Origin of the sequence: Rhizobium sp. YJ-22 (assembly GCF_029601685.1) — a bacterium.
Lineage (GTDB): Bacteria > Pseudomonadota > Alphaproteobacteria > Rhizobiales > Rhizobiaceae > Metarhizobium.
Window position 1 is genome coordinate 19741 of sequence record NZ_JARRIR010000004.1, and the last position, 23394, is coordinate 43134.

At 62.7% G+C, this 23394-nt stretch carries 23 protein-coding genes; 2 read left to right on the plus strand and 21 right to left on the minus strand.

Annotation, left to right across the window (positions count from 1 at the left end; translation table 11 throughout):
• Positions 1–48 precede the first annotated feature (48 nt).
• From hflX to dusB, 7 genes are all read right to left on the minus strand, one after another.
• Positions 49–1458 (minus strand): GTPase HflX, encoded by a 1410-nt coding sequence (gene hflX, locus P7F60_RS10640; protein WP_277918168.1) that lies wholly within the window; start codon positions 1456–1458, stop codon positions 49–51.
• Positions 1459–1462: 4 nt separating this feature from the next.
• The gene (gene hfq / locus P7F60_RS10645) at positions 1463–1705 is read right to left on the minus strand and encodes an RNA chaperone Hfq (protein ID WP_183799062.1); all 243 of its coding nucleotides are present in this window, start codon (positions 1703–1705) and stop codon (positions 1463–1465) included.
• Positions 1706–1885: 180 nt separating this feature from the next.
• Positions 1886–3250: a sigma-54 dependent transcriptional regulator gene (locus tag P7F60_RS10650; protein ID WP_277917711.1), complete on the minus strand. Its 1365-nt coding sequence runs from the start codon at positions 3248–3250 to the stop codon at positions 1886–1888.
• Positions 3251–5503 carry a PAS domain-containing sensor histidine kinase gene (locus tag P7F60_RS10655; RefSeq protein WP_277917712.1) on the minus strand — a complete coding sequence of 751 codons (2253 nt, stop codon included), beginning with the start codon at positions 5501–5503 and terminating at the stop codon, positions 3251–3253. It abuts the gene before it with no gap.
• A 226-nt stretch (positions 5504–5729) separates the two neighbouring features.
• Positions 5730–7181 carry a nitrogen regulation protein NR(I) gene (gene ntrC / locus P7F60_RS10660; protein WP_277917713.1) on the minus strand — a complete coding sequence of 484 codons (1452 nt, stop codon included), beginning with the start codon at positions 7179–7181 and terminating at the stop codon, positions 5730–5732.
• Complete coding sequence (locus P7F60_RS10665) at positions 7178–8320, minus strand: nitrogen regulation protein NR(II) (protein WP_277917714.1); 1143 nt, start codon at positions 8318–8320, stop codon at positions 7178–7180. The genes ntrC and P7F60_RS10665 overlap by 4 nt, the downstream gene beginning before the upstream one ends.
• Positions 8317–9336 (minus strand): tRNA dihydrouridine synthase DusB, encoded by a 1020-nt coding sequence (gene dusB / locus P7F60_RS10670; RefSeq protein ID WP_277917715.1) that lies wholly within the window; start codon positions 9334–9336, stop codon positions 8317–8319. Before dusB ends, P7F60_RS10665 begins: the two co-directional genes overlap by 4 nt.
• 147 nt (positions 9337–9483) lie before the next feature.
• Here dusB and P7F60_RS10675 point away from each other — a divergent pair, with 147 nt between their 5' ends.
• Complete coding sequence (locus P7F60_RS10675) at positions 9484–10683, plus strand: bifunctional 2-C-methyl-D-erythritol 4-phosphate cytidylyltransferase/2-C-methyl-D-erythritol 2,4-cyclodiphosphate synthase (RefSeq protein ID WP_277917716.1); 1200 nt, start codon at positions 9484–9486, stop codon at positions 10681–10683.
• Positions 10680–11177, plus strand: a complete 498-nt coding sequence (locus tag P7F60_RS10680) for a CinA family protein (RefSeq protein WP_277917717.1) — start codon at positions 10680–10682, stop codon at positions 11175–11177. The genes P7F60_RS10675 and P7F60_RS10680 overlap by 4 nt, the downstream gene beginning before the upstream one ends.
• 50 nt (positions 11178–11227) lie before the next feature.
• Here the strand turns inward: P7F60_RS10680 and P7F60_RS10685 are convergent, their stop codons facing one another.
• From P7F60_RS10685 to kdsA, 14 genes are all read right to left on the minus strand, one after another.
• Complete coding sequence (locus P7F60_RS10685) at positions 11228–11677, minus strand: type II toxin-antitoxin system RatA family toxin (protein WP_277917718.1); 450 nt, start codon at positions 11675–11677, stop codon at positions 11228–11230.
• A gap of 9 nt (positions 11678–11686) precedes the next feature.
• Positions 11687–12256 carry an AAA family ATPase gene (locus tag P7F60_RS10690; protein ID WP_277917719.1) on the minus strand — a complete coding sequence of 190 codons (570 nt, stop codon included), beginning with the start codon at positions 12254–12256 and terminating at the stop codon, positions 11687–11689.
• 71 nt (positions 12257–12327) lie between these two features.
• Positions 12328–13299, minus strand: a complete 972-nt coding sequence (lipA, locus tag P7F60_RS10695; protein WP_277917720.1) for a lipoyl synthase — start codon at positions 13297–13299, stop codon at positions 12328–12330.
• A gap of 39 nt (positions 13300–13338) precedes the next feature.
• A complete protein-coding gene (locus P7F60_RS10700; protein WP_277917721.1) occupies positions 13339–13587 on the minus strand; it encodes a GlsB/YeaQ/YmgE family stress response membrane protein in 249 nt (82 codons plus the stop codon).
• A 14-nt stretch (positions 13588–13601) separates the two neighbouring features.
• Complete coding sequence (locus P7F60_RS10705) at positions 13602–13862, minus strand: GlsB/YeaQ/YmgE family stress response membrane protein (protein ID WP_277917722.1); 261 nt, start codon at positions 13860–13862, stop codon at positions 13602–13604.
• Positions 13863–13917: 55 nt separating this feature from the next.
• Positions 13918–15363: a dihydrolipoyl dehydrogenase gene (gene lpdA / locus P7F60_RS10710; RefSeq protein WP_277917723.1), complete on the minus strand. Its 1446-nt coding sequence runs from the start codon at positions 15361–15363 to the stop codon at positions 13918–13920.
• A 23-nt stretch (positions 15364–15386) separates the two neighbouring features.
• Entirely contained in the window at positions 15387–15962 is a 576-nt protein-coding gene (locus tag P7F60_RS10715; RefSeq protein ID WP_277917724.1) for a GNAT family N-acetyltransferase, read from the minus strand.
• 2 nt (positions 15963–15964) lie between these two features.
• Entirely contained in the window at positions 15965–16606 is a 642-nt protein-coding gene (locus tag P7F60_RS10720; protein WP_277917725.1) for an SGNH/GDSL hydrolase family protein, read from the minus strand.
• A 22-nt stretch (positions 16607–16628) separates the two neighbouring features.
• Entirely contained in the window at positions 16629–17996 is a 1368-nt protein-coding gene (locus tag P7F60_RS10725; RefSeq protein ID WP_277917726.1) for a pyruvate dehydrogenase complex dihydrolipoamide acetyltransferase, read from the minus strand.
• Between the two features lie 15 nt (positions 17997–18011).
• A complete protein-coding gene (locus tag P7F60_RS10730; RefSeq protein WP_277917727.1) occupies positions 18012–19430 on the minus strand; it encodes a pyruvate dehydrogenase complex E1 component subunit beta in 1419 nt (472 codons plus the stop codon).
• A gap of 21 nt (positions 19431–19451) precedes the next feature.
• Entirely contained in the window at positions 19452–20498 is a 1047-nt protein-coding gene (pdhA, locus tag P7F60_RS10735) for a pyruvate dehydrogenase (acetyl-transferring) E1 component subunit alpha (protein ID WP_277917728.1), read from the minus strand.
• A gap of 151 nt (positions 20499–20649) precedes the next feature.
• A complete protein-coding gene (locus P7F60_RS10740; protein WP_277917729.1) occupies positions 20650–20967 on the minus strand; it encodes a septum formation initiator family protein in 318 nt (105 codons plus the stop codon).
• A 160-nt stretch (positions 20968–21127) separates the two neighbouring features.
• Positions 21128–22402: a phosphopyruvate hydratase gene (eno, locus tag P7F60_RS10745; protein WP_277917730.1), complete on the minus strand. Its 1275-nt coding sequence runs from the start codon at positions 22400–22402 to the stop codon at positions 21128–21130.
• Between the two features lie 88 nt (positions 22403–22490).
• On the minus strand, positions 22491–23339 hold the full coding sequence (kdsA, locus tag P7F60_RS10750) for a 3-deoxy-8-phosphooctulonate synthase (RefSeq protein WP_277917731.1): 849 nt from the start codon (positions 23337–23339) through the stop codon (positions 22491–22493).
• Positions 23340–23394: the final 55 nt, after the last annotated feature.

Here is a 23394-nt window from a genome sequence, read left to right on the forward strand (position 1 = left end):
AGCCGCAGCCATTTGCTAGCACAAATGAAGCTGTCTACCCGCCGGATTTCACCAATCGCGTGGCGGCGGTTTCGGCCCGTTGCCGAGGCGGCGTTCGAGTTCGAGGGCCTGGGATTCGGAGAGACGAACGTCGAGGCTGACGGAGCCGTCCTCGAGATCCTCACGGGCATCGACGATGGCGTGTTCGTAAAGCCAGGGCAGGATACCAAGCTTTTCGGCGGTCAGAATGACGGTCGCCTCGGTCATGACGCCGGAGAGGCGTTCGGCGATTTCGTCCAACAATTCGCCCACGCCCTCGCCTGTCACGGCTGAAAGGGCCGCGGCGTTGGGCATGGTGCGCGCCTTTTGCAGAAGGGCTTCCTGCGCTTCGTCTTCCAGGCGGTCGATCTTGTTCCAGACCTCGATCATCCGCTCCTGGCATTCCTTTTCGCCGATGCCGAGATCGCTGAGGATGCGCATGACATCGGCCGCCTGCGCGGGGTTGTCCGGGTCGGACATGTCGCGCACATGCAGGATGATATCGGCTTCCAGCACCTCTTCCAGCGTGGCGCGAAAGGCGGCGACCAGATGGGTCGGCAGGTCGGAAATGAAACCGACCGTATCGGAAAGAATGACCGTGCGGCCATGCGGCAGCTTCATGCGGCGCAGCGTCGGATCGAGCGTGGCGAACAGCATGTCCTCGGCGAGGACGCCGGCGCCGGTGATGCGGTTGAACAGAGTCGATTTGCCGGCATTGGTATAGCCGACCAGAGCCACGATCGGATGCGGCACCTTGCGGCGCTTGGCGCGGTGAAGCTGGCGGGTGCGCACCACCTGCTCCAATTCGCGTTCCAGGCGGACGATCCGCTCCTGCAACAGGCGGCGGTCGGCTTCGATCTGGGTTTCACCGGGGCCGCCCATGAAGCCGGCACCGCCGCGCTGGCGTTCGAGGTGGGTCCAGGAGCGGACCAGGCGGCCCTTCTGGTAATTGAGATGCGCCAGATCGACCTGCAGCGTGCCTTCCTTGGTGGAGGCGCGGCGGCCGAAAATCTCCAGGATGAGGCCGGTGCGGTCGATGACCTTGGCGTTCCATTCCTTTTCGAGATTGCGCTGCTGCACGGGCGTCAAGGGATGATCGACGATGACGAGGCCGGCATCCTGCGCATCGAGCATGCCAGAGATTTCCTCGATCTTGCCGGTTCCGAGCAGGGTCGCCGGGCGCGGCTGCGCCACCGGTACGATTAGGCCTTCGACGATATCGAGATCGATGGCGCGCGCCAGCCCCTTGGCCTCTTCCAGTCGACTTTCGCTGGAGCGGGTCGGCGCAGGCACCGAAGCCTCGCCCTGGGCGTTGCGCGCTGCGCGCTTGTCGGCCTTGAGAACGGGCACCAGCACGAGCGCCCGCATGTCGTTCCGGAGTTTCTTGCCTTCCGGAACGATCGATTCGTTTGATGTATCGCGGTTTGTGATCGCTTTTATCCTATCAGGATGCGGATTCTTCGCTTTCGAACATCTGCAGGGGCTGGCCCGGCATAATGGTCGAGATCGCGTGCTTGTAAACAAGCTGCGAGTGTCCGTCACGGCGCAGCAGAACGCAGAAATTGTCGAAGGACGTGACGACTCCGGTGAGCTTGACGCCGTTGATCAGAAATATCGTCAGGGAAATCTTTTGCTTGCGTACAGTATTGAGAAACAAATCCTGCAGGTTTTGAGAACGTTCCGCCATCGCGCCGCTTCTTTCTTTCGTTCTTGCCGGCCGTCGCGGCCGGTGAAAATAATCGATAGTCTCCCGCAGGCAGCGGCGTCAGCCCCTGCCCTGTCCGGGAGTCTTGGTATCAAATCGTCGTCTTTTCCGCAATGTCGAAAAAGGCTTCATGGATTTTCTGTGACACCCCTTAAAACACCGTCACACGCCGAGCGATTTCAGCTTACGGTGCAGCGCCGAGCGCTCCATGCCGACGAATTCCGCCGTGCGCGAAATGTTGCCGCCAAAGCGGTTGATCTGGGCGATCAGGTAATCGCGCTCGAACATCTCGCGGGCTTCGCGCAACGGCAGGGTCATGATGTGATAGTCGCCGCCCGAGGTGGTTTTCGGCAGCATGTCGCCCAGATCGGTCGGCAGCATGTCGGCGGTAATCGGCGAATCCGGGCCATCGGAACGGGCGAGAATCATCAGCCGCTCGATGTTGTTGCGAAGCTGGCGGATATTGCCCGGCCAGTCATGCGCCTGCAGCACCGCCATGGCGTCGTCGCCGATGCGGCGCTGGCGAATGCCGGCCTGCTCGGAAATCTGACGCATGAACATGTCGACGAGGAACGGGATGTCCTCGCGCCGCTCGGCCAACGCCGGCACGCGCACCGGCACGACGGCGAGGCGATGATAGAGATCCTCGCGGAAGGCGCCCTCGGCGATATGGCTTTCGAGATTATAGGCGGTAGACGAGATGATGCGCACATCCACCTTCACCCGCTTGGAGCCGCCGACGCGCTCGAACTGCTGGTCGACCAGCACGCGCAGGATCTTGTTCTGCGTCTCGCGCGGCATTTCGCCGACTTCATCGAGATAGAGAATGCCGCGATGGGCCTCTTCCAGCGCGCCGATCTTGCGCGCTTGGCCGGGGCCGCCCTCGGTGCCGAACAGTGCGATCTCCATGCGATCCGGGGTGATCGCCGCCGCATTCAGCGCCACGAAGGGACCACTCGCACGCGACGACTTCTTGTGGATCATGCGCGCCACCAGCTCCTTGCCGGAGCCGGAGGGGCCGAGAATCATCACACGGCTGTTGGTCGGCGAGACCTTCTCGACCGTCTGGCGAAGCTGCGAGACGGCAATCGAGGTGCCGATCAGCTCGACGGCGTCGCCGGCGCGCTTCTTCAGCTCCGTCACTTCGCGCTTCAGCTTGGAGGTTTCCAGCGCGCGCTCGGCGATCAGAATCAGACGGTCGGCCTTGAACGGCTTTTCGATGAAATCGAAGGCGCCGCGGCGGATGGCGGAGACGGCGGTCTCGATATTGCCGTGGCCGGAAATCATCACCACCGGCAGATCGGGATGGCGGCTCTTGATCTCGTCGAGCAGCGACAATCCATCGAGCTTCGAGCCTTGCATCCAGATGTCGAGGAAGACCAGGCGCGGCACGCGGTCGGAAATCGCGGCCAGCGCGCTGTCGCTGTCATAGGCTGTGCGCGTCTCGTGTCCTTCATCCGAGAGGATGCCGGATACGATTTCGCGGATGTCTTCTTCGTCGTCGACGACCAGAATATCAGACGCCATTTAAGCACTTTCCTTTTTCTCGGCGGTCTCCGGCATGGCCATGCGTTCGACGCGCGGCAGCAGAACGCGGATCATTGCACCGCGCCCGTGATCGAAATCCGCAGGCGCGTCGTGCAGCTCCAACTGGCCGCCATGTTCCTCGATGATCTTCTTGACGATGGCGAGGCCCAGGCCTGTGCCCTTCTCGCGCATGGTCATATAGGGTTCCAGAATGCGGTGCCGGTTTTCCACCGGCAGGCCGCGGCCATTGTCGATGACGTCGGCGATGAATCGGTCACGCACTTCGTCATAGGCGGCGCGGACAAGGATTTTCGGCTGCTCGCGCTTCTCGTCGGCGGGCACGCCTTCGATCGCTTCGACCGCGTTCTTGATGAGGTTGCCGAAAGCTTGTCCCAGCATACGCGAATCGAACATGCCCTGCAGCGGCTTGTCGCCGAACTCGCGCTGGAAGGCGATGTGGTTGTTACCCATCTCGCGCAGGAAGACGGCATCGCGCAGGATGCCGCGCAGGTCGGTCACTTCCTTCGTCGGTTTCGGCATGCGGGCGAAGGCGGAGAATTCGTCGACCATGCGGCCGATATCCTCGACCTGGCGAACAATGGTGTCGGTGCATTGATCGAAGACGGCGCGATCGTCCTCGGCGATCTGGCGGCCATATCGGCGCTTGATTCGCTCGGCGGAAAGCTGGATCGGAGTCAGCGGATTCTTGATCTCATGGGCGATGCGTCGCGCAACGTCAGCCCAGGCGGTGGAGCGCTGCGCGATGACCAGATCGGTGATGTCATCCAAAGTGACGACATAGGATTCCTTGGCGTCGTCGCGCGCTTCCTCGCGAGTGACCTGAATGTTGAGCGTCCGCTCGGTGCCGCTGCGCATCAGGTTGATCGACTTGCGGAAATCGTTGCGGTAGCGCGAAGCGGCCTCGGTCAACACCTGGTCGATTTCCGGCGCGACCTCGGCCAGCGGCTTGCCGATGAGATCGGCGGCCGGCAGCGCCAGGAACAGTTCGGCGGACGGGTTGACGATGCTGATGCGGCGGTCGTCCTCGACGCCGATGACGGCGGCGGTCACGCCGGACAGCACGGCCTCGATGAAGCGGCGACGGTCGTCCACCTCGTCCTTGGCCTCGAGGATCTCGTCGCGCTGGCTGCGGATTTCCGAGATCATCTTGTTGAAGGTGCGCGACAGGTTGCCGACGTCGCCATCGGCAGCGCGCACCGGCACGATGACGTTCATATTGCCCGAGGCGACGCTGTCGGCTGCACCGATCAGCAGGCGAATCGGGCGGACGATCCGGTCGGCGACCGCGATCGCGGTCCAGATCGCCGCCAGCAGCACGATCAGCGCGAAGCCGAGATAGAGCACGGCGAAAGCGAATTGCAGCGAGGCGCGCGAGGCCTCCATCGACTTGTATTCGGCGGTGTTCTCTTCCATCAGCCGCAACGCGGCCATAACCTTCGGATCGACAGCGCGGATGGTATAGAGGAAAGCACCAGGGATATCGTCGAGCTTGATGATCGCGCCGACGAGATTGGTGACGCCAGGCGGAATCAGCGTCGGCTGGCCGGCAGCGGAAGAGGCCAGCGCATCCTTGGGGATCGCCGGCAGGGGCTTTTCGGTGGTGACTTCGGCCTGCACGATGGTCGAGCCGTCGGCGCGAACCAGGAAGGCGCCCAACATGCCGCGTCCGCGTGCCTGTCGGGTCATCAGGTCGGCAAAGCCGGTGCGGTCGAGGCTGTAGAGCGCGCGGTTTCGCTCCAGGTCGTTCGACATCGACACTGTCTGACCCTGAAGATAACTGGCGTTTTCCATCATATAGGCCTGCGCCACGGCCATGGAGGACGAAACGATCGACTGGGTGCGTAGCGAGAACCAGCGATCGAGGCCGACATTCAGGGTGACGCTGGCGAAGATGGCGACGAGGATCGCCGGCGTGATGGCGACGATGGAGAACAGGACGACGATGCGCACATGCAGCCGCGCCGCCGCACGTCCACGACGCCGCGCCTTCAGCAGGCGGGCAATTTCGCGGCCGATCAGGATCGCGAGCCCGATGACGAACAGCGAGTTCACCCCGGCGGAAGCGATCACAACATTGGTGGTCGGCGGAATCGGTGTCAGGCCGAGCAGCACGATCAGGGATAGGATGGCGCTGATCAGCGCACCGCCGGCAAGGATCAACCCCGGCAATGCGAAAGACGCGCGACGATCATGCGCGATCGTCCCCGCCTCGTCTGTCGCCATTGGCGTCATCAACCCCTCCGCTGCTTGCCACAGCTTCAAGCCGCTTCGGATAGACCGCCGCGGCTTCGTTTCATTTACGATTACGCCAAACAGGCACACAATCTTGTGCGCAGTCGCCACCCACACGGACACCCGGCTCGGACTAGGAAAATCATTCTCCGAGTCGTTCGCGCCACGTCAGCGTGACCTTTAAGCAACGCATTGTGGCGAAAATGCAACGCTTTGCGTCGCAATGTCAAGCTGTGCGGGAACTGCGATACACGGAGACGCCAAGCTCGCGAATCTTCTTGCGCAGCGTGTTGCGGTTCAGGCCGAGCAGATCGGCGGCTTTGATCTGGTTTCCGCGCGTGGCCGTCAGCGCCGCCAGGATCAGCGGATACTCCATTTCGCCGAGGACACGCTCATAGAGGCCGGATGGCGGCAGCTTGTCGCCGAAGCTGGCGAAATAGGCGCGCATGTTCTCTTCCACCGCCTGGGCGATGGTGACGGACCCGGTCCGCACCACGCCCTTTTCGATTGGACTGTCGGGGACGTCGTTGCGCAGTTCGGCCTCGATGATCTCGCGGCTGATGATATCCTGCGGATAGAGCGCCATCAGGCGGCGGATGAGGTTTTCCAACTCGCGCACGTTTCCGGGCCAAGGATAGGCCTTCATCAGTTCCAGCGCCTCATGGTCGAAGCGCTTGGTGCCGAGCCCTTCCTTTTCCGCCTGCTGGATGAAGTGTCGCACGAGGTCTGGAATGTCCTCGGCACGGTCACGCAAGGGCGGCAGGCGCAAGGGCACGACGTTCAAGCGGTAGTAAAGGTCTTCTCGGAAAAGTCCTTGATTGATCGACTGTTTCAGATCCTTGTTGGTCGCCGCGACGATGCGCACGTCGGTGCGGATCGGGGTGCGTCCGCCGACGGTGGTATATTCGCCTTGCTGCAACACGCGCAGCAGGCGCGTCTGCGCATCCATCGGCATATCGCCGATTTCATCGAGAAACAGCGTTCCGCCTTCGGCCTGCTCGAAGCGCCCGGTGGAGCGGGCCTGCGCGCCGGTGAAGGCGCCCTTCTCATGGCCGAAGAGCTCCGATTCGATCAGGTCACGGGGGATCGCCGCCATGTTGATCGCCACGAACGGGCCGTTGCGACGCTTGCCATAGTCATGCAGGGCACGCGCCACCAGCTCTTTGCCGGTGCCGGATTCGCCTGTGATCATCAGCGTCAGGTCGGTCTGCATCAGCCTCGCCAGCACGCGGTAGATTTCCTGCATGGCGGCGGAACGGCCCACCAAAGGCATTCCGTCCTGCGATTCGTCCTCCAGCTTGGCCGGCCGGCGCTTCGGCTCCGAAAGGGCACGGCCGATGATGGCGATCAGTTCGGTGAGGTCGAAGGGCTTGGGCAGGTAGTCGTAAGCGCCCTTTTCGGAAGCCTTGATGGCGGTCATGAAGGTGTTTTGGGCGCTCATCACCAGCACGGGCAGATCCGGCCGCGCCTTTTTGATGCGCGGCAGCAGATCGAAGGCGTTCTCATCCGGCATGACCACGTCGGTGACGACGAGATCGCCCTCGCCGGCCGAGATCCAGCGCCAGAGCGTCGCGGCATTGGAGGTGATGCGCACGTCGTAACCCGCGCGGCTCAAGGCCTGGTTCAGCACCGTGCGGATGGCGGCGTCGTCGTCGGCGACAAGGATCGTGGCGGTCATCGATGGGTTCCTGTGGGGCTTGAATCTTCGAGCGCGGCATCCTTGTGGGCCGGCATCAGCACGCGGAAGGTAGTGCGGTGGTTCTGGCTGTCGCATTCGACGATGCCGCCATGGGCGCCGATGATCTTCGCGACCAGCGCAAGGCCAAGGCCGGAGCCGTTGGTCTTGGTGGTGATGAAGGGATCGAAAAGATGCGGCAACAGGTCGGCGGGCACGCCAGGACCGTTGTCATGCACACAGAACTCCAACGGCAGCGAAATCTTTTCCCGCGTACCGGCGACAGACAGACGGATACCGGGACGATAGGCCGTCGTCAGGACGATCTCGCCATCCGGCCGGTTGCCGACCGCTTCCGCCGCGTTCTTCACCAGATTGAGGAAGACCTGTATGAGTTGGTCGCGATTGGCATGGACCGAAGGCAGCGACGGATCGTAATTCTCGACGATCTTGATATCGCGAGCAAAACCGGCCTTGGCCACCGCCTTCACATGATCGAGCACCGCGTGGATGTTGATCGGCTGGCGATCGACCGGTCGCTCGTCGGAAAACACCTCCATGCGATCGACCAGCGAGACGATGCGGTCGGTTTCCTCGCAGATCAGCCGGGTCAGCGACCGGTCCTCGCCCGCGACGGCGCTTTCGAGAAGCTGGGCGGCGCCGCGAATGCCCGACAGCGGATTCTTGATCTCATGCGCCAGCATCGAGGCCAGCCCCGTCACCGAGCGCGCGGCGGCGCGATGGGTGAGCTGGCGATCGATCTTGTCGGCCATCGAGCGCTCCTGGAAGACGATGACCACCGAACCCTGCTCCGTCACGACCGGAGCGACATACAGATCGACCAGCTTTTCCTGCCCGAGACGCGGCGAACTCAGATCCACGCGGTATTCATTGACAGGCGCCAGCCGCTCACGAACCTGATCGATCAGGGCCAGCAGCGGGCTGCCGAAGGGAATGAAGGTGGAGATGCGGTAACGCGCCAGATGCGCGGCACTGGCGCCGAAAAAGGCTTCCGCCTCCCAGTTGGCGAAGGTGATGAAGCCTTCTTCATTGACCATGATGACCGAGTTCTGGATGGCGTTGAGCACGGTCAGGGCCAGCGCTTTGCCGGCGGCGTCCGGCATGTTGAACGAATCGTTCATGCTGCATCCCTTTCCGGGTTTGCGCCGGCCTCGAGCGCGACCGACAGGCGTTCGCAGACCACATCCGGCTCGCGGCAGGTCAGGAGCGCAGCCTTGTCCTCGCCGGCAAGACCAGGCGCAAAGCGTTGCAGATACCAATCGAGATGTTTTCGCGCGTGGCGAACGCCAACCGTCTCGCCGTAGAATTCCAGCATGGCGCGGTAATGGGCGACCGCGATGGCGGCGATCTCCCGCCGTCCCGGTGCGGCGTGGCCAGCCAACCAGCCGGCATGCCAGGGCCGCCCCTGAGAAGCCCGGCCGACCATGACGGCATCGGCACCGGAGCGGCGCAGAATCTCCAGCGCATCCTCACGGCTATCGACATCGCCATTGGCGATGAGAGGCACGGATACGACCTCCCGCACGGCGCGGATCGCATCCCAATCCGCCCGCCCCTCGTAGAATTGCATGCGGGTGCGGCCATGTACGGTGATGGCCGCGGCGCCAGCCTCCACCGCGCGGCGGGCAATCTCGGGCGCATTCAGCGAATTCTCGTCCCAACCGAGCCGCATCTTCACGGTCACCGGAACGGAGACGGCGGCGACCGTCGCCTCGACAAGCGAAAGAGCGAGATCGGGATCGCGCATCAGCGCCGCGCCGGAATAACCGCCGGTCACCTTCTTGGCGGGACAGCCCATGTTGATGTCAATGATATCGGCGCCATTGTCGGCAACGATCCTTGCCGCCTCACCCATCCAGCGCGCCTCGCGGCCGGCAAGCTGCACCATATGCGGCTTGAGGCCCATGCTTTTCAAGCGCGCCCAGGATTCATGGGCATTGCCGACCAGCTCTCGGCTGGCCACCATTTCGGTGACCACGAGGCCGGCGCCATAGCGCCAGGCCAATTGCCGGAAAGGCAGATCGGTAACGCCGGACATCGGCGCCAGGATCACGCGGTTGCGCAGAGCGACCCCGCCGATTTCAAGGGGTGTTTCCAGAAAGTTGAAGCTCAAATGATTATCTTTCGAGCAGTTCATTGTGTTGCACCATTTTTAGCCAGTCTTGCCGGGCTTGCCAAGACCCTTGTGACGACGGCGGTATTTTTTGGGCGGCTGCTGGAAAAGCCGTGGCCAAGCCGGTAGAGCTTGGGCGAAATTCAGCCTGACCAAAGAAACGCAAGGATCATGCCAGCGGAAGCTCCTTTCTCCATCGGCGTCGTGATTGTCGCCGCCGGGCGCGGCGAACGCGCAGGCGCGCCACAGGACGGGCCGAAACAATACCGTTTCATCGGCGGACGACCGGTGATCGCCCATACGCTGGATTGTTTCCGCAGATGGCGCCTGCCGGTTTCCGTCTGCATCGTCATCCATCCCGATGACGAATGCCTGCTGGCCCAGGCTGTTCCCAAGCGCGACGATGTCGCCGTGGTGTATGGCGGAACGACCCGGCAGCAATCGGTGCTGAACGGCTTGCGGCATTTTTCCGACGCCGGCATCGGCCATGTGATGATCCAGGATGCCGTGCGCCCCTTCATCGACCACGCCCTGCTCGACCGGGTGGTGAACGCCTTCGAAGCCGGCGCCATCGGCGTGCTGCCAGCCATTCCGGTTACAGACACGCTGAAGCGCGGCGACGCGCGGGGCCAGGTGATCGAGACGGTGCCGCGCGCCGGGCTTTATGCGGCGCAGACGCCGCAGTCCTTCCGCTTCGCCGAGATTCTCGATGCGCATGAGAAGGCGGCGTTGGCCGGCCATGCCGGCTTCACCGATGACGCCTCCATCGCCGAATGGGCCGGGCTACCGGTAACCCTTATCGCCGGCATGCCGGACAATGTAAAACTGACTGTGAAACGGGATATCGACATGGCCGACGAAAAGCTTTCCGCCCACCTGCCGGATGTGCGCACCGGCAACGGTTACGACGTCCACCAGTTGGAGCCTGGGGACGGTGTGACGCTGTGCGGCATCTTCATTCCGCATGATCAGCGGCTGAAGGGCCATTCCGATGCCGACGTCGCGCTTCACGCGCTGACCGACGCGCTGCTCGCCACCTGCGGCGCAGGCGATATCGGCGACCATTTCCCACCCTCCGATCCGCAATGGCGGGGTGCGGCGTCGCGCATCTTTCTCGAACATGCGGCCGGTATCGTCCGCGAAAAGGGCGGCACGATCATGAATGCCGATGTCTCCTTGATCGCCGAGGCCCCGAAGATCGGGCCGCATCGCGACGCCATGCGCGCCAATCTCGCCGACATGCTGAAGATCGACCTCGAACGCTGCTCGGTGAAGGCGACGACCAACGAGACCATCGGCTTCATCGGCCGCCGTGAAGGCATCGCGGCGATCGCCACCGCCACCGTCGTCTATGGAAGGAGAAGCGCATGAGCCTGTTTCCCGCTGATATCGAGGAGATAGCCCGCCGTATCGTCAACGACTTCACGTTACGGAAGCTGATGGTCGCTACGGCAGAATCCTGCACCGGCGGCCTGATCGCCGGCGCGCTGACCGAGATCGCCGGCTCCTCTGCCGTCGTGGATCGCGGCTTCGTCACCTATACCAACGAGGCCAAGAGCGACCTGCTCGGCGTGCAGACCGAGGCGCTGCGCCAATACGGGGCCGTTTCCCGCGAGACCGCATTGCAGATGGTGAACGGGGCGCTCTACCGGTCGCGCGCCAGCGTCGCGGTGGCGGTCACCGGCATTGCCGGCCCGGGCGGCGGCTCGAAGGAAAAGCCGGTCGGCCTTGTGCATCTCGCCGCCAAGGCCTGCAACGGCGATCCGCTGCATCGCGAGATGCGCTATGGCGATATCGGCCGCACGGAGATCCGGTTGGCGACGGTCAGGACTGCGCTGGAAATGCTGGTGGAAGCCGCCAGTTAGTTTTTCCCACGCCCGGACGGAAAGCCGGTATCCACTTTTCCCGGAAATGCTCAGGGCGCATAGATCTTGTCGGCGCGCTTCTCGAACGCTTCGGCGAACATGCGAAAGGCGCGGTCGAACATCGAGCCCATGAGCGCGCCGAGGATGCGGCTCTTGAACTCATAATCGATGAAGAAATTCACGACCGTGCCGCCACCGGGCGCCTCTTCGAAGCGCCAGCGGTTATCGAGATATTTGAACGGGCCGTCGATATATTTGACGTCGATCACCCGTTCGGCGCGATTGAGAAGCACCTGCGTCGCGAAGGTCTCGCGGATCGCCTTGTAGCCGACGGTCATGTCGGCGACCAGCAGTTCCTTGCCGTCCCGCTCCTTGCGGCTGCGCACGGTCAACGCCTCGCAGAGCGGCAGGAATTCCGGATAGCGTTCGACATCGGCGACGAGATCGAACATTTTTTCGGGGCTGTGGGCGACGGAGCGTCTGGTCTCGAACTGGGGCATGAATGGCAGTTAAGCGGGCGCATCGAGAAGATCAAGAAGGCGGCGCATCTGCTCGTGACTTTTCAACTGCACAACCGGAACATCCGGTCCGTATCTCTGCAACTGCAGCAGGATAATCGGAACAAAGCGCTTCTCGAAGTGCCAGATGTAAGACATGAACTCCCGGTCCGGAAATTTCTCGAGGCAACCCGGCGCCATCTCCGGGCGGGTCTGGCCCCTGTGTCGCAAACCGCGCCTGGTCACGCCGAGCAGGCACCGCCAGCGGGGAAGACGAACCCAGAGCACCATCTGCGCCCGCGGCAGCCTGAGATCAAAGGTCGACGGACCGCTGCCGTCCATCAGCCAGCGCTCGCGCGCGGCCGTTTCTGCGATCAGCGCCCGTTCCTCTGCCTTGTCGCGCTTGACCCAGCCCGGCAGCCAGTAGAAGTCGCGATCCATGGAAACGTAGGGAATGGCGAGCCGGGCGCAGAGTTTTTGCGACAGCGTGCTCTTACCGCCGCCGGAGCAGCCGATCACCATGACGCGCTCCGCCGTCCTCAGCCGTTCGGCTGCCTCTTCAAGCGAGATCGAAACCGTCATCCCTGCCTCCGATACAAAAAACCCGCCATGTCCTGCGGGACGGCGGGTTTAATCCAGGACGGCAGGAATGTCTATTCGGCGGCGGCCAGAAGTTTCTTCTCGCGGGCAGCGCGCAGGCGGGCGAAATCGTCACCGGCATGATGCGACGAGCGCGTCAGCGGGCTGGAGGCGACCATGAGGAACCCCTTGGAATAGGCTACGGTCTCGTAGGACTTGAATTCCTCCGGTGTGACGAATTTCTCCACCTTGTGATGCTTTCGGGTCGGCTGCAGGTATTGGCCGATGGTCATGAAGTCGACATCGGCGGTGCGCAGGTCGTCCATGAGCTGCAACACTTCATTGCGCTCTTCGCCAAGCCCGACCATGATGCCGGACTTGGTGAACATCGTGGGATCGAGTTCCTTCACCCGCTGCAGAAGGCGCAGCGAATGGAAGTAACGCGCGCCCGGACGGACAGTGAGGTAGTTGCCGGGTACTGTCTCGAGATTGTGGTTGAAGACATCGGGCTTGGCGGCGACGACACGCTCCAGAGCGCCCGGCTTCTTGAGAAAGTCCGGCGTCAGGATCTCGATGGTCGTCAGCGGCGAAGCGGCGCGGATCGCCCAGATCACCTTTTCGAAATGCTCGGCGCCGCCGTCTTCAAGATCGTCGCGGTCGACGGAGGTGATGACGACGTGGGACAGCCCCATGGTCTTCACCGCCCTGGCGACGTTTTCCGGCTCGTCCATATCGAGCGCATGCGGCTTGCCGGTCGCGACGTTGCAAAAGGCGCAGGCGCGGGTGCAGATCTCGCCCATGATCATGAAAGTGGCGTGCTTCTTGTCCCAGCATTCGCCGATGTTGGGACACCCCGCCTCCTCGCAGACGGTGACCAGCTTGTTTTCCTTCACGATGGCGCGGGTCTCGCTATAGCCCTTCGACACCGGCGCCTTCACACGAATCCATTCCGGCTTGCGCATCACCTCGGTATCCGGGCGATGGGCCTTTTCGGGATGGCGCACGCGCCTGGCGTCCGCCGTGATCGTGTCGAGAATCGTCACCATTTGCAAACCGCTTTCTCTGCGCCTTCGCGCAGAAACCAACTACCGCTTGATCAGCTTCACGACGAACAGCAGCAGGCTGGCGCCGAGAAATGCCGTCACCAGATAGCCGAGCTTGCTATCCTGGACGAAAACATTGAACTGCCGGAGCACGGCGACAGCGACCACAGAGCCGACGATGCCCAGGATGATGTTCATGATGACGCCGAAGCGCACATCCATGAACTTGCCGGCCAGCCACCCGGCAAGGCCACCGATGAAGATCGAAGCAATCCAGCCGACATTTTCCATATCACGTTCCCATACTATGCAATAAGCCGCGCCGCCAGCACGACGATGATGGCGCCGACCGTCGCGTGAATGATCTGCACCACCAGCGCGTTGTCGATCCCCAGGGAAATGCCGAGCGCCTGAAACAGGAAGCCGCCGACGAAAGCCCCGATCACCCCACTCAACAGGCACCGGATCAACCCGCCGCCGCCAACCACCAGGCTTGCCAGAAATCCGGCCACGAGGCCGATCAGCAGAAAGACGATCCAGGCTTGTGCACCGATCGATAGAGACATGGGCGTTTCCTTTCCTGTTTGCCAGCCTCGAAATCAAGAGCGGCAGGGGAAATTATCAAGCATTCAGCGCCCGTCCATAGGCGTCGAGCACGCTTTCCTTCAGCGTTTCCGAAATCGTCGGATGCGGGAAGATGGTGTGCATCAGTTCCTCTTCCGTCGTTTCGAGGTTCATCGCCACGACGAAGCCCTGGATCAGTTCGGTCACTTCGGCACCGACCAGATGCGCGCCGAGGAGTTCGCCGGTCTTCCTGTCGAAGATGGTCTTGACCAGGCCCTGGTCCTCGCCGAGCGCGATCGCCTTGCCATTGGCGACGAAGGGGAAGCGGCCGACGCGGATATCGCGACCCTGCTCCTTGGCCTTGGCTTCGGTCAGGCCGACGGAGGCGACCTGCGGCTGGCAATAGGTGCAGCCGGGGATCTTGTTCCGATCCATCGGATGAACGTTCGGCAGGCCGGCGATCTTCTCGACGCAGATGACAGCCTCGTGCTCGGCCTTGTGGGCAAGCAACGGCGGGCCGGCGACGTCGCCGATGGCGTAGATGCCGGGCACGTTGGTCTTGCCGTAACTGTCGATGGCGATGAAGCCGCGATCGGTCTTCACACCCAGCGCCTCAAGGCCGATATTCTCGATATTGGCCTGAACGCCGACAGCGGAAATCATGCGGTCGGCGGTGATCGTCTGGGTCTTGCCGTCCTTGGTTTCGATATGGGCGGTCACCGAATTGGCGCCCTTCTCGACCTTGGCGACCTTGGCTTCCAGCAGGATCTTCATGCCTTGCTTCTCGAACTGCTTCTTCGCAAGCGCGGAAATCTCCGCATCCTCGACCGGCATGACCTGGCTCATGATTTCGACGACCGTCACCTCGACGCCCATCGTGCGGTAGAAGGAAGCGAATTCGATGCCGATGGCGCCCGAGCCCATGACCAGCAGCGACTTCGGCATTTCCGCCGGCTTCATCGCCTCGAAATAGGTCCAGATCAGCTTTCCGTCCGGCTCGATGCCCGGCAGCGCCCGCGGGCGCGCACCGGTGGCGATGATGATGTGCTTGGCCTTGTAGGTGCCTTCCGGCAGAGTATTCTTCGGCTGCGGCGCCTGTGGCTGCTGGATGGCCTTCGTCGTCTTCGACACGACGATCTCGCCGGGCTTGACGATCTTGGCCTCGCCCCAGATGACGTCGATCTTGTTCTTCTTCATCAGGAAACCGACGCCGCCATTCATGCGCTCGGCGATACCGCGCGAGCGGGCGACGATGGCCTTCAGGTCCGGCTTGATCTGGCCCTCCAGCGTCAGGCCGTAGTTCTTGGCGTGCTGGGCATTGTGCAGCACCTCTGCAGAGCGCAGTAGCGCCTTGGTCGGGATACAGCCCCAGTTCGAGCAGATGCCGGCGAGATGCTCGCGCTCGACGACCGCCGTCTTCAGACCTAGTTGCGCGGCGCGGATCGCCGCGATGTATCCCCCCGGACCGGAGCCGATAACGATGACGTCGTAGTTCTCAGCCATTCTGTTTCCTGCCTTCTTTTTTATCAAACCGCGCTGCGGGTCATCAAAACCCATTGATGTCTGGCGCTTTCCGGATGCAGCGGCAGCGCATCGCGCCGCGCCGCTTCCGAGAAGCCCAGACTCTCGTAGAGAGACCGGGCGGCCTCGTTGTAACTTTCGGTGATCAGGCTGACCGGCCGTCCGGCCGCGCGCCCGATCTCGCTTTCCACCAGCCGCCTCGCCACGCCCTTGCGGCGGTGCCGGCGATAGACGCCGACGCTGTCGATGAACCAATGGCCGGCCAGCGGCCTTTGCAGATCGACCAGCGGCACAAGCGCCTCCTGCGCCGGCACGACGGCCAGGATATCCTCCTCCAGGGCGTAGCCGATGGCGGCCCCGGCGATATCGTCATCCGCCTCGGCGATCACCGCATCGCGCCATCCGCCGAGTTGGTCGTCGTCGGCAAGCCAGCTGCGACCGAATTCCATCGCCGTATCGGCCTCGCCGGCTTCGGTCGCGCCAAGCCACAGCCAGGTCGCAAAACTATGCGACGACAGGTCGACGATGACCGCCAGTTCCGCCGCATCGCGCCGCACGGCCGGACGAAGACGCAAGGCCATGCTCACAACCCCAGCAACATACGCACGACCGGCTCAATGCCGCGCCCGATCGCACGCGTGTTTTCCGCATCCAGGTGCACGCCATCGAGCGGCGTGGTCTTCGCCACCGAGCCGGCATCGAAGAAGCTGCATCCCAGTTCATCGGCGAGATCGCGATAGAGCGTCGCAAGCTTGTCAGATTCCTCGACGCCGCCGGCAAACATCGCCGCGAAGGCGGCATTGGCCGTCTCGCAGATCGGCGGCGGCGACAGGATGAGGATTTCCGGCTGCTCGCCGGACTCGAACGACCAGGCATGGTGGCGCACCAGTTCCACCAGCCGTTCCACCCCTTGCGCCGCGCCGAAGGCCGTGCCGCAGATCGTCGGCTTCATGTCGTTGGCGCCGAGCAAAAGAATGACGAGGTCGATGGGATCGTGGCTGTGCAGGAGGGTCGGCAGGATGCGCGCGCCGTTGCGGTCGCAATCGGCGAGATGGTCGTCATACGCGGTGGTGCGGCCGTTGAGGCCCTCCGCAATGACATGGACCTCCGGCCCGAGCGCCCTCGCCAGGACGCTCGGCCAGCGGTCCTCGAAGGCATGGCGGCCAAGCGTGGCCGCATCATACCCCCAGGTCAGGGAATCGCCGTAGCAAAGAACGGTCTTCATCACGGTTCCCCCGCTTGCATTGTCAGACAAGCATACCCATCGGATTCTCGATATAGCCCTTGAATGCCTTGAGCAGTTCGGCGCCAAGCGCGCCGTCGACGCAGCGATGGTCGGTCGAAAGCGTCACGGTCATTACGTTGGCGACGACCATCTGCTTGTTCTTGACGACGACCCGCTCCTCGCCGGCGCCGACCGCCAGGATGGTGGCGTGCGGCGGGTTGACCACGGCGGAGAAGCTCTTCACCCCCATCATGCCCATGTTGGACACGGCAGAGGTGCCGCCCTGGTATTCTTCCGGCTTCAGCTTGCGCTCCTTCGCCCGCTTGCCGAGATCCCGCATCTCGTTGGAGATGGCCGACAGGCTCTTGGTTTCGGCGCTGCGGATGATCGGGGTGATCAGGCCGCCGGGGATCGACACGGCGACCCCGACATCGGCGTGCTTGTGCTTGACCATAGCACTGTCCGTCCAGGAGACGTTGGCGTCCGGCACGTCGCGCAGCGCCAGCGCCAGGGCCTTGATGACCATGTCGTTGACCGAGAGCTTGTAGACCGCCTTGCCGTCCCTGGCGGGAGCCGCATCGTTGAGCTGGGCGCGCAACGCCATCAGAGCGTCCAGTTCGCAATCGACCGACACATAGAAATGCGGGATCGTCTGCTTGGATTCCTGCAGGCGCTTGGCAATCGTCTTGCGCATGCCGTCATGCGGCACCAATTCGTAGGAACCGGCTTCGAACAGCTTGAGCACGGCCTCGTCCGACATGCCCTTCGGGGCGGCCGTTGCCGGCGCGGCAGCCGTCGGAGCGGCCGAAGCAGCAGCAGCGGCCAGCTGGGCGGCAGCCTTCGGCGCACCGCCGGCGACCGCCTTTTCGACGTCGCTCTTGACGACGCGGCCATGCGGGCCGGAACCGGCGATTGAGCCGATATCGAGACCGGCATCCTTTGCCATACGCCGCGCCAACGGCGAGGAAAAGACGCGCGAACCATCGGCATGAGCAGCGGCGGGCGCTGCGGCCGGAGCCAGGGCAGCGGCAGGAGCCGGGGCTTGAGCAGCCGCAGGTGCAGCTTCGCTCTTTGCCGGAGTCGGCGCGGCTTCCGCCTTCGGAGCAGGCGCGGCGCCCGCACCGCTGGCGGCGGCCGAGACGTCCTCGCCTTCGCCGGCGAGAACGGCGATGACGGTATTGACCTTCACGCCTTCCGAACCGGCGGGCACGACGATCTTGGCGACGACGCCTTCATCGACGGCTTCGACTTCCATCGTCGCCTTGTCGGTTTCGATTTCGGCGATCACGTCGCCGGACTTGACGCTATCGCCTTCCTTGACCAGCCACTTGGAAAGGTTGCCCTCTTCCATGGTCGGGGAGAGCGCGGGCATGGTGATGTTGATCGGCATCGGAACGGCCCTCCCTTACTTGTAGCAGACGGCTTTGACGGCCTGGACGACTTCGCCGACATTCGGCAGAGCCAGTTTTTCGAGATTTGCCGCGTAAGGCATTGGCACATCCTTGCCGGCGATCGAAAGGATCGGCGCATCGAGATAGTCGAAGGCGGCGCGCTGGACGCTGTTGGCGATGAAATCGCCGACCGACGACTGCGGGTATCCTTCCTCGACGGTAACCAGGCGGCCCGTCTTCTTGACCGATTCAATGACGGCCGGCAGGTCCATCGGGCGGATGGTGCGCAGGTCGATCAGTTCGACGTCGATGCCTTCCTTGGTCAGCTCTTCCACGGCCTTGACGGCATAGGTCATGCCGATTCCCCAGGAGACCATGGTCACGTCCTTGCCGGCGCGATGGATGCGCGCCTTGCCGATCGGCAGGACGAAATCATCCAGCTTCGGCACCTCGAAGGACTGGCCGTACAGAATTTCGTTTTCGAGGAAGATGACCGGGTTCGGATCGCGGATCGCGGCCTTCAGCAGGCCCTTGGCATCGGCCGCCGTATAGGGCTGCACCACCTTGAGGCCCGGAATATGGCTGTACCAGGCGGCATAATCCTGGCTGTGCTGGGCGGCGACGCGCGCGGCCGCGCCGTTCGGGCCACGGAAGACGATCGGCGCACCCATCTGGCCGCCCGACATATAAAGCGTCTTGGCGGCGGAGTTGATGATCTGGTCGATCGCCTGCATGGCGAAGTTGAAGGTCATGAATTCGACGATCGGCTTCAGCCCGGCCATGGCGGCACCGACACCGACGCCGGCAAAGCCGTGCTCGGTGATCGGCGTATCGACGACACGGCGGGCGCCGAATTCCTGCAACAGCCCTTGCGTGATCTTGTAGGCGCCCTGGTATTCGGCGACTTCCTCGCCCATGACGAAGACGTCCTCGTCGCGGCGCATTTCCTCGGCCATGGCGTCACGCAGCGCTTCGCGCACCGTCATCGTCACCATTTCCGTGCCGGCGGGGACGGCTGGATCGGCGGCGACCTCAGCCTTCGGCTGGGCCGGAACCTTGTCGGAAGCAACGGAAGTCGGCTCGTTTTCGGAAGCGCGCGCCTTGCCGCCGGCATCGCTTGCCGCAGCAGGCGTATCGGCATCGGCCTTGGCGGGTGCCGGCTTCTGCGTATCGATGGCGTCGGCGCTTTCGCCATCCTGCAGGAGAACAGCGATCGGCGTATTGACCTTCACCGCTTCGGTGCCGGCCGGGATCAGCAGCTTGCCGATCACGCCTTCGTCCACGGCTTCGACTTCCATCGTCGCCTTGTCGGTTTCGATTTCGGCGATCACGTCGCCGGCAGTGACCTTGTCACCCTCGTTTTTCAGCCACTTGGAAAGCGTACCCTCTTCCATCGTCGGGGAAAGGGCGGGCATCAGGATCTGTACAGGCATTTCAATCGTCCTCCCCGTCGATCAAAGCAGGATATCAGTGTAGAGCTCGGAAGCATCCGGCTCCGGATCGTTCTGGGCGAAATCGGCGCTATCGGCGACGATGTCGCGGACGTCCTTGTCGATCGCCTTCAGATCGTCCTCGCTCGCCCAGCCCTTCTCCAGCAAACGGGCGCGCACCTGCTCGATCGGGTCGTGCTCCGACCGCATCTTCTGAACTTCGTCCTTGCTGCGATACTTCGCCGGGTCGGACATGGAATGGCCGCGATAGCGGTATGTCTGCATTTCGAGGATGATCGGGCCCTTGCCGTCGCGGCAGAAGGCGACCGCCTCATCCGCCGCCGCCTTGACGGCGCGCACATCCATACCGTCCACCTGGAAACCCGGAATGCCGATCGCCGAACCGCGCTGAGAGAAATCGACGCCGGCGGACGCGCGCGCCACGGCGGTGCCCATGGCGTAACGGTTGTTCTCGATGATGTAGATTACCGGCAGTTTCCAGAGAGCGGCCATGTTGAAGCTCTCATAGACCTGGCCCTGATTGGCAGCGCCATCGCCGAAATAGGCGAGCGAGACGTTGTCGTTGCCGCGATACTTGTTGGCGAAGGCGAGACCGGTGCCGAGCGATACCTGCGCACCGACGATGCCATGGCCGCCATAAAAATTCTTCTCTTTCGAGAACATGTGCATGGAGCCGCCCTTGCCCTTGGAAAGGCCGCCGCGGCGGCCGGTCAGCTCCGCCATCACGCCGCGGGCGCTCATGCCGCAGGCGAGCATATGGCCATGGTCGCGATAGCCGGTGATGACCTGATCGCCTTCCTTGAGCGCCATCTGCATGCCGACGACGACAGCTTCCTGGCCGATGTAAAGGTGACAGAAGCCACCGATGAAGCCCATGCCATAGAGCTGGCCGGCCTTTTCCTCGAAACGCCGGATCAGCAGCATCTCGCGATAAGCATTGAGTTCCTTGTCGCGGTCGAACTCCGCGATCGTTCCGTTGAGGAAATCCTTGGTGGCGGCTTTTGCCGCAGACGATTTGCGGCCGACGGACGCGGCGTTACGCGATGCCATTCACTCCTCCCGGATAAGTATAGGCTATGTTCTGGTGAGGAGTACCATAGGCAATAAAGCAGCCGTCAGCAATGCCATAAATGCATGGCTCTCATACAATATAAGGCCATGAATTTTATAGTCTTTTTCGAATTAACCTGAAAACGGTTAATTATCGATAGGTATTGAAAATAACGATCTCGTCCTTCCGGGACACATTCAGCGCATACCGGGCTTTTTCGTCGAGAATGTCCTTCTCCAGTGAGCCATCGCTCATCAGAGAGACCTGACGCTCCAGCGTTTCACGCGTCGCCGTCAGCTTTTCCAGCTCACTGGCACGGGCCAGACGCTGACGCTCGAACGCCTCCGTCGCGATCAGGCCGAAATCGCCGTGCACGGAATGATAGCTGAAATAGGAGACGAATGCGACAGTGATCGCAGGAAGAACGAGGCGGCCGAACTTGCGCTTCTTATGATGTTTGGTCCACATGAAAACCCGGTACTCGATACGCTGTAGACGATGCGGTTAAACCTAATCGCGATTGTTTAACTCTTCGTTGACCACGTCGGCCAGGGCTGAAGAAATTGGCCAAAAGAAAACCCGCGGCCGTGAAGCCGCGGGTTCCTGTTTTCGATACGGGTCGGTCCAATCAGCCGCGCAGGATCGAGCGGCCGGCATAAACGGCCTGCAGGCCCAGCTCTTCCTCGATGCGGATGAGCTGGTTGTACTTGGCCAGACGATCCGAGCGCGACAGCGAGCCGGTCTTGATCTGCCCGCAATTGGTGGCGACGGCGAGATCGGCGATGGTGGAGTCTTCCGTCTCGCCCGAGCGATGCGACATGACGGCGGTGTAGGCGGCCTTGTGCGCGGTCTCGACGGCGTCGAGCGTTTCCGACAGCGAGCCGATCTGGTTGACCTTGACGAGGATCGAGTTGGCGACGCCCATCTTGATGCCGTCGCGCAGGCGGGCAGAGTTGGTGACGAACAGGTCGTCGCCGACGAGCTGGCACTTCTTGCCGATCAGGTCGGTCAGGGCCTTCCAGCCGTCCCAGTCGTCTTCGGCCATGCCGTCCTCGATCGAGATGATCGGGAAGCGGGCGGCGAGATCGGCGAGGTATTCGGCCATGGCACCGGATTCCAGCGTGCGGCCCTCGCCCTCCATGACATACTTGCCGTCCTTGAAGAATTCGGTCGAGGCGCAGTCGAGACCGAGCATGACGTCGTCGCCCGGACGGTAGCCGGCCTTCTCGATCGACTTCATGATGAAATCGAGCGCTTCGGTGGCGCTCTTCAGGCCGGGCGCGAAGCCGCCTTCATCGCCGACATTGGTGTTGTGACCCTGGCTTGCCAGTTCCTTCTTGAGCACGTGGAAGATTTCCGAACCGACGCGCACGGCATCCGCCAGCGTTTCGGCGCCGACCGGCATGATCATGAATTCCTGGAAGTCGATCGGGTTGTCGGCATGCGCGCCGCCATTGATGATGTTCATCATCGGCACCGGCAGAATATGGGCGTTCGGACCGCCGACATAACGGTAGAGCGGCAGGCCGGCGCTTTGGGCCGCAGCCTTTGCGGTCGCCAGGGATACGCCGAGGATGGCATTGGCGCCGAGGCGCGATTTGTTCGGCGTTCCGTCCAGCTCGATCATCAGGCGGTCGATCTGGATCTGGTTCTCGGCGTCATGGCCGCCGACGGCGTCGAAGATCTCGGTGTTCACCGCTTCGACAGCCTTTTCGACGCCCTTGCCACCGTAGCGCTTGCCGCCGTCGCGCAGTTCGACGGCCTCATGCGCGCCCGTGGATGCGCCCGAGGGAACGGCGGCGCGGCCCATGCTGCCATCTTCCAGATGAACATCGACTTCGACGGTCGGATTGCCACGGCTGTCGAAAATCTGGCGGGCGATGATATCGGTAATTGCGGTCATGGGTCTTCCTGCCTTTGGTGGTTAAATCGTTTGAATCTGTCTTATCCCAAGACAGAGAAAATTCAATGACAGCTTTTCGCGCGCCGGCTCAGAGCGCTTTCGCGACTGTATCGAAGGCGGCGAGCTTCTCCAGCAGGCGCGGCAAGTCGGCGAGCTTGATCATGTTCGGCCCATCCGAAGGCGCATGGTCGGGATCATCATGCGTCTCGATGAAGACGCCGGCAACGCCAACGGCCACCGCCGCCCGCGCCAGCGTTTCCACGAATTCGCGCTGCCCGCCCGACGAACCGCCCTGCCCACCCGGCTGCTGCACCGAATGGGTGGCGTCGAAAATCACCGGCGCGCCCATGGCCGCCATGATCGGCAGGGCGCGCATGTCGGAAACCAGCGTGTTGTAACCGAAGGAGGCGCCGCGCTCGCACAGCATGACATTGCGGTTGCCGCTGGCATTCAGTTTGTTCAGAACGTTCTTCATGTCCCAGGGCGCGAGGAACTGCCCCTTCTTGACGTTTACCGCACGACCTGTTTTCGCAGCCGCGACCAGCAGGTCGGTCTGGCGCGACAGGAAGGCCGGAATCTGCAGCACATCCACCACGGCCGCGACAAGGCCGCATTGCTCCTCCGTATGGACGTCGGTCAAGACCGGCAAGCCGAATTCCGCCTTGATATCGGCGAAGATTTCCAGCGCTTTCTCCAGCCCGATGCCGCGTTCGGCGCCGAGCGAGGTGCGGTTTGCCTTGTCGAAGGAGGATTTGTAGACGAGGCCGAGGCCGAGCGCGCCACAGATTTCCTTGAGCCTGCCGGCCATCGTGAAGGCGTGGTCGCGGCTTTCCATCTGGCAGGGGCCGGCGATCAGCGACAGACGCGCCGTATTGCTGAAGATCACTCTGGTTCCGCCGCTTCCGACTTCGACCGATGCATTGGTGGCAGCGTTCATGATCTCTCCTCGCGTGTCGCAGCAGGCCCACCGGCAAGGCCCTGGCCCTGAAAAT

Bases quoted from the DNA above. Each gene is read 5' to 3' on its own strand.
- hfq (WP_183799062.1), bottom strand. From the start codon at position 1,705: ATGGCGGAACGTTCTCAAAACCTGCAGGATTTGTTTCTCAATACTGTA.
- P7F60_RS10650 (WP_277917711.1), bottom strand. From the start codon at position 3,250: ATGGCGTCTGATATTCTGGTCGTCGACGACGAAGAAGACATCCGCGAA.
- P7F60_RS10655 (WP_277917712.1), bottom strand. From the start codon at position 5,503: ATGACGCCAATGGCGACAGACGAGGCGGGGACGATCGCGCATGATCGT.
- ntrC (WP_277917713.1), bottom strand. From the start codon at position 7,181: ATGACCGCCACGATCCTTGTCGCCGACGACGACGCCGCCATCCGCACG.
- P7F60_RS10665 (WP_277917714.1), bottom strand. From the start codon at position 8,320: ATGAACGATTCGTTCAACATGCCGGACGCCGCCGGCAAAGCGCTGGCC.
- dusB (WP_277917715.1), bottom strand. From the start codon at position 9,336: ATGAACTGCTCGAAAGATAATCATTTGAGCTTCAACTTTCTGGAAACA.
- P7F60_RS10675 (WP_277917716.1), top strand. From the start codon at position 9,484: ATGCCAGCGGAAGCTCCTTTCTCCATCGGCGTCGTGATTGTCGCCGCC.
- P7F60_RS10680 (WP_277917717.1), top strand. From the start codon at position 10,680: ATGAGCCTGTTTCCCGCTGATATCGAGGAGATAGCCCGCCGTATCGTC.
- P7F60_RS10685 (WP_277917718.1), bottom strand. From the start codon at position 11,677: ATGCCCCAGTTCGAGACCAGACGCTCCGTCGCCCACAGCCCCGAAAAA.
- P7F60_RS10690 (WP_277917719.1), bottom strand. From the start codon at position 12,256: ATGACGGTTTCGATCTCGCTTGAAGAGGCAGCCGAACGGCTGAGGACG.
- lipA (WP_277917720.1), bottom strand. From the start codon at position 13,299: ATGGTGACGATTCTCGACACGATCACGGCGGACGCCAGGCGCGTGCGC.
- P7F60_RS10700 (WP_277917721.1), bottom strand. From the start codon at position 13,587: ATGGAAAATGTCGGCTGGATTGCTTCGATCTTCATCGGTGGCCTTGCC.
- P7F60_RS10705 (WP_277917722.1), bottom strand. From the start codon at position 13,862: ATGTCTCTATCGATCGGTGCACAAGCCTGGATCGTCTTTCTGCTGATC.
- lpdA (WP_277917723.1), bottom strand. From the start codon at position 15,363: ATGGCTGAGAACTACGACGTCATCGTTATCGGCTCCGGTCCGGGGGGA.
- P7F60_RS10715 (WP_277917724.1), bottom strand. From the start codon at position 15,962: ATGGCCTTGCGTCTTCGTCCGGCCGTGCGGCGCGATGCGGCGGAACTG.
- P7F60_RS10720 (WP_277917725.1), bottom strand. From the start codon at position 16,606: ATGAAGACCGTTCTTTGCTACGGCGATTCCCTGACCTGGGGGTATGAT.
- P7F60_RS10725 (WP_277917726.1), bottom strand. From the start codon at position 17,996: ATGCCGATCAACATCACCATGCCCGCGCTCTCCCCGACCATGGAAGAG.
- P7F60_RS10730 (WP_277917727.1), bottom strand. From the start codon at position 19,430: ATGCCTGTACAGATCCTGATGCCCGCCCTTTCCCCGACGATGGAAGAG.
- pdhA (WP_277917728.1), bottom strand. From the start codon at position 20,498: ATGGCATCGCGTAACGCCGCGTCCGTCGGCCGCAAATCGTCTGCGGCA.
- P7F60_RS10740 (WP_277917729.1), bottom strand. From the start codon at position 20,967: ATGTGGACCAAACATCATAAGAAGCGCAAGTTCGGCCGCCTCGTTCTT.
- eno (WP_277917730.1), bottom strand. From the start codon at position 22,402: ATGACCGCAATTACCGATATCATCGCCCGCCAGATTTTCGACAGCCGT.
- kdsA (WP_277917731.1), bottom strand. From the start codon at position 23,339: ATGAACGCTGCCACCAATGCATCGGTCGAAGTCGGAAGCGGCGGAACC.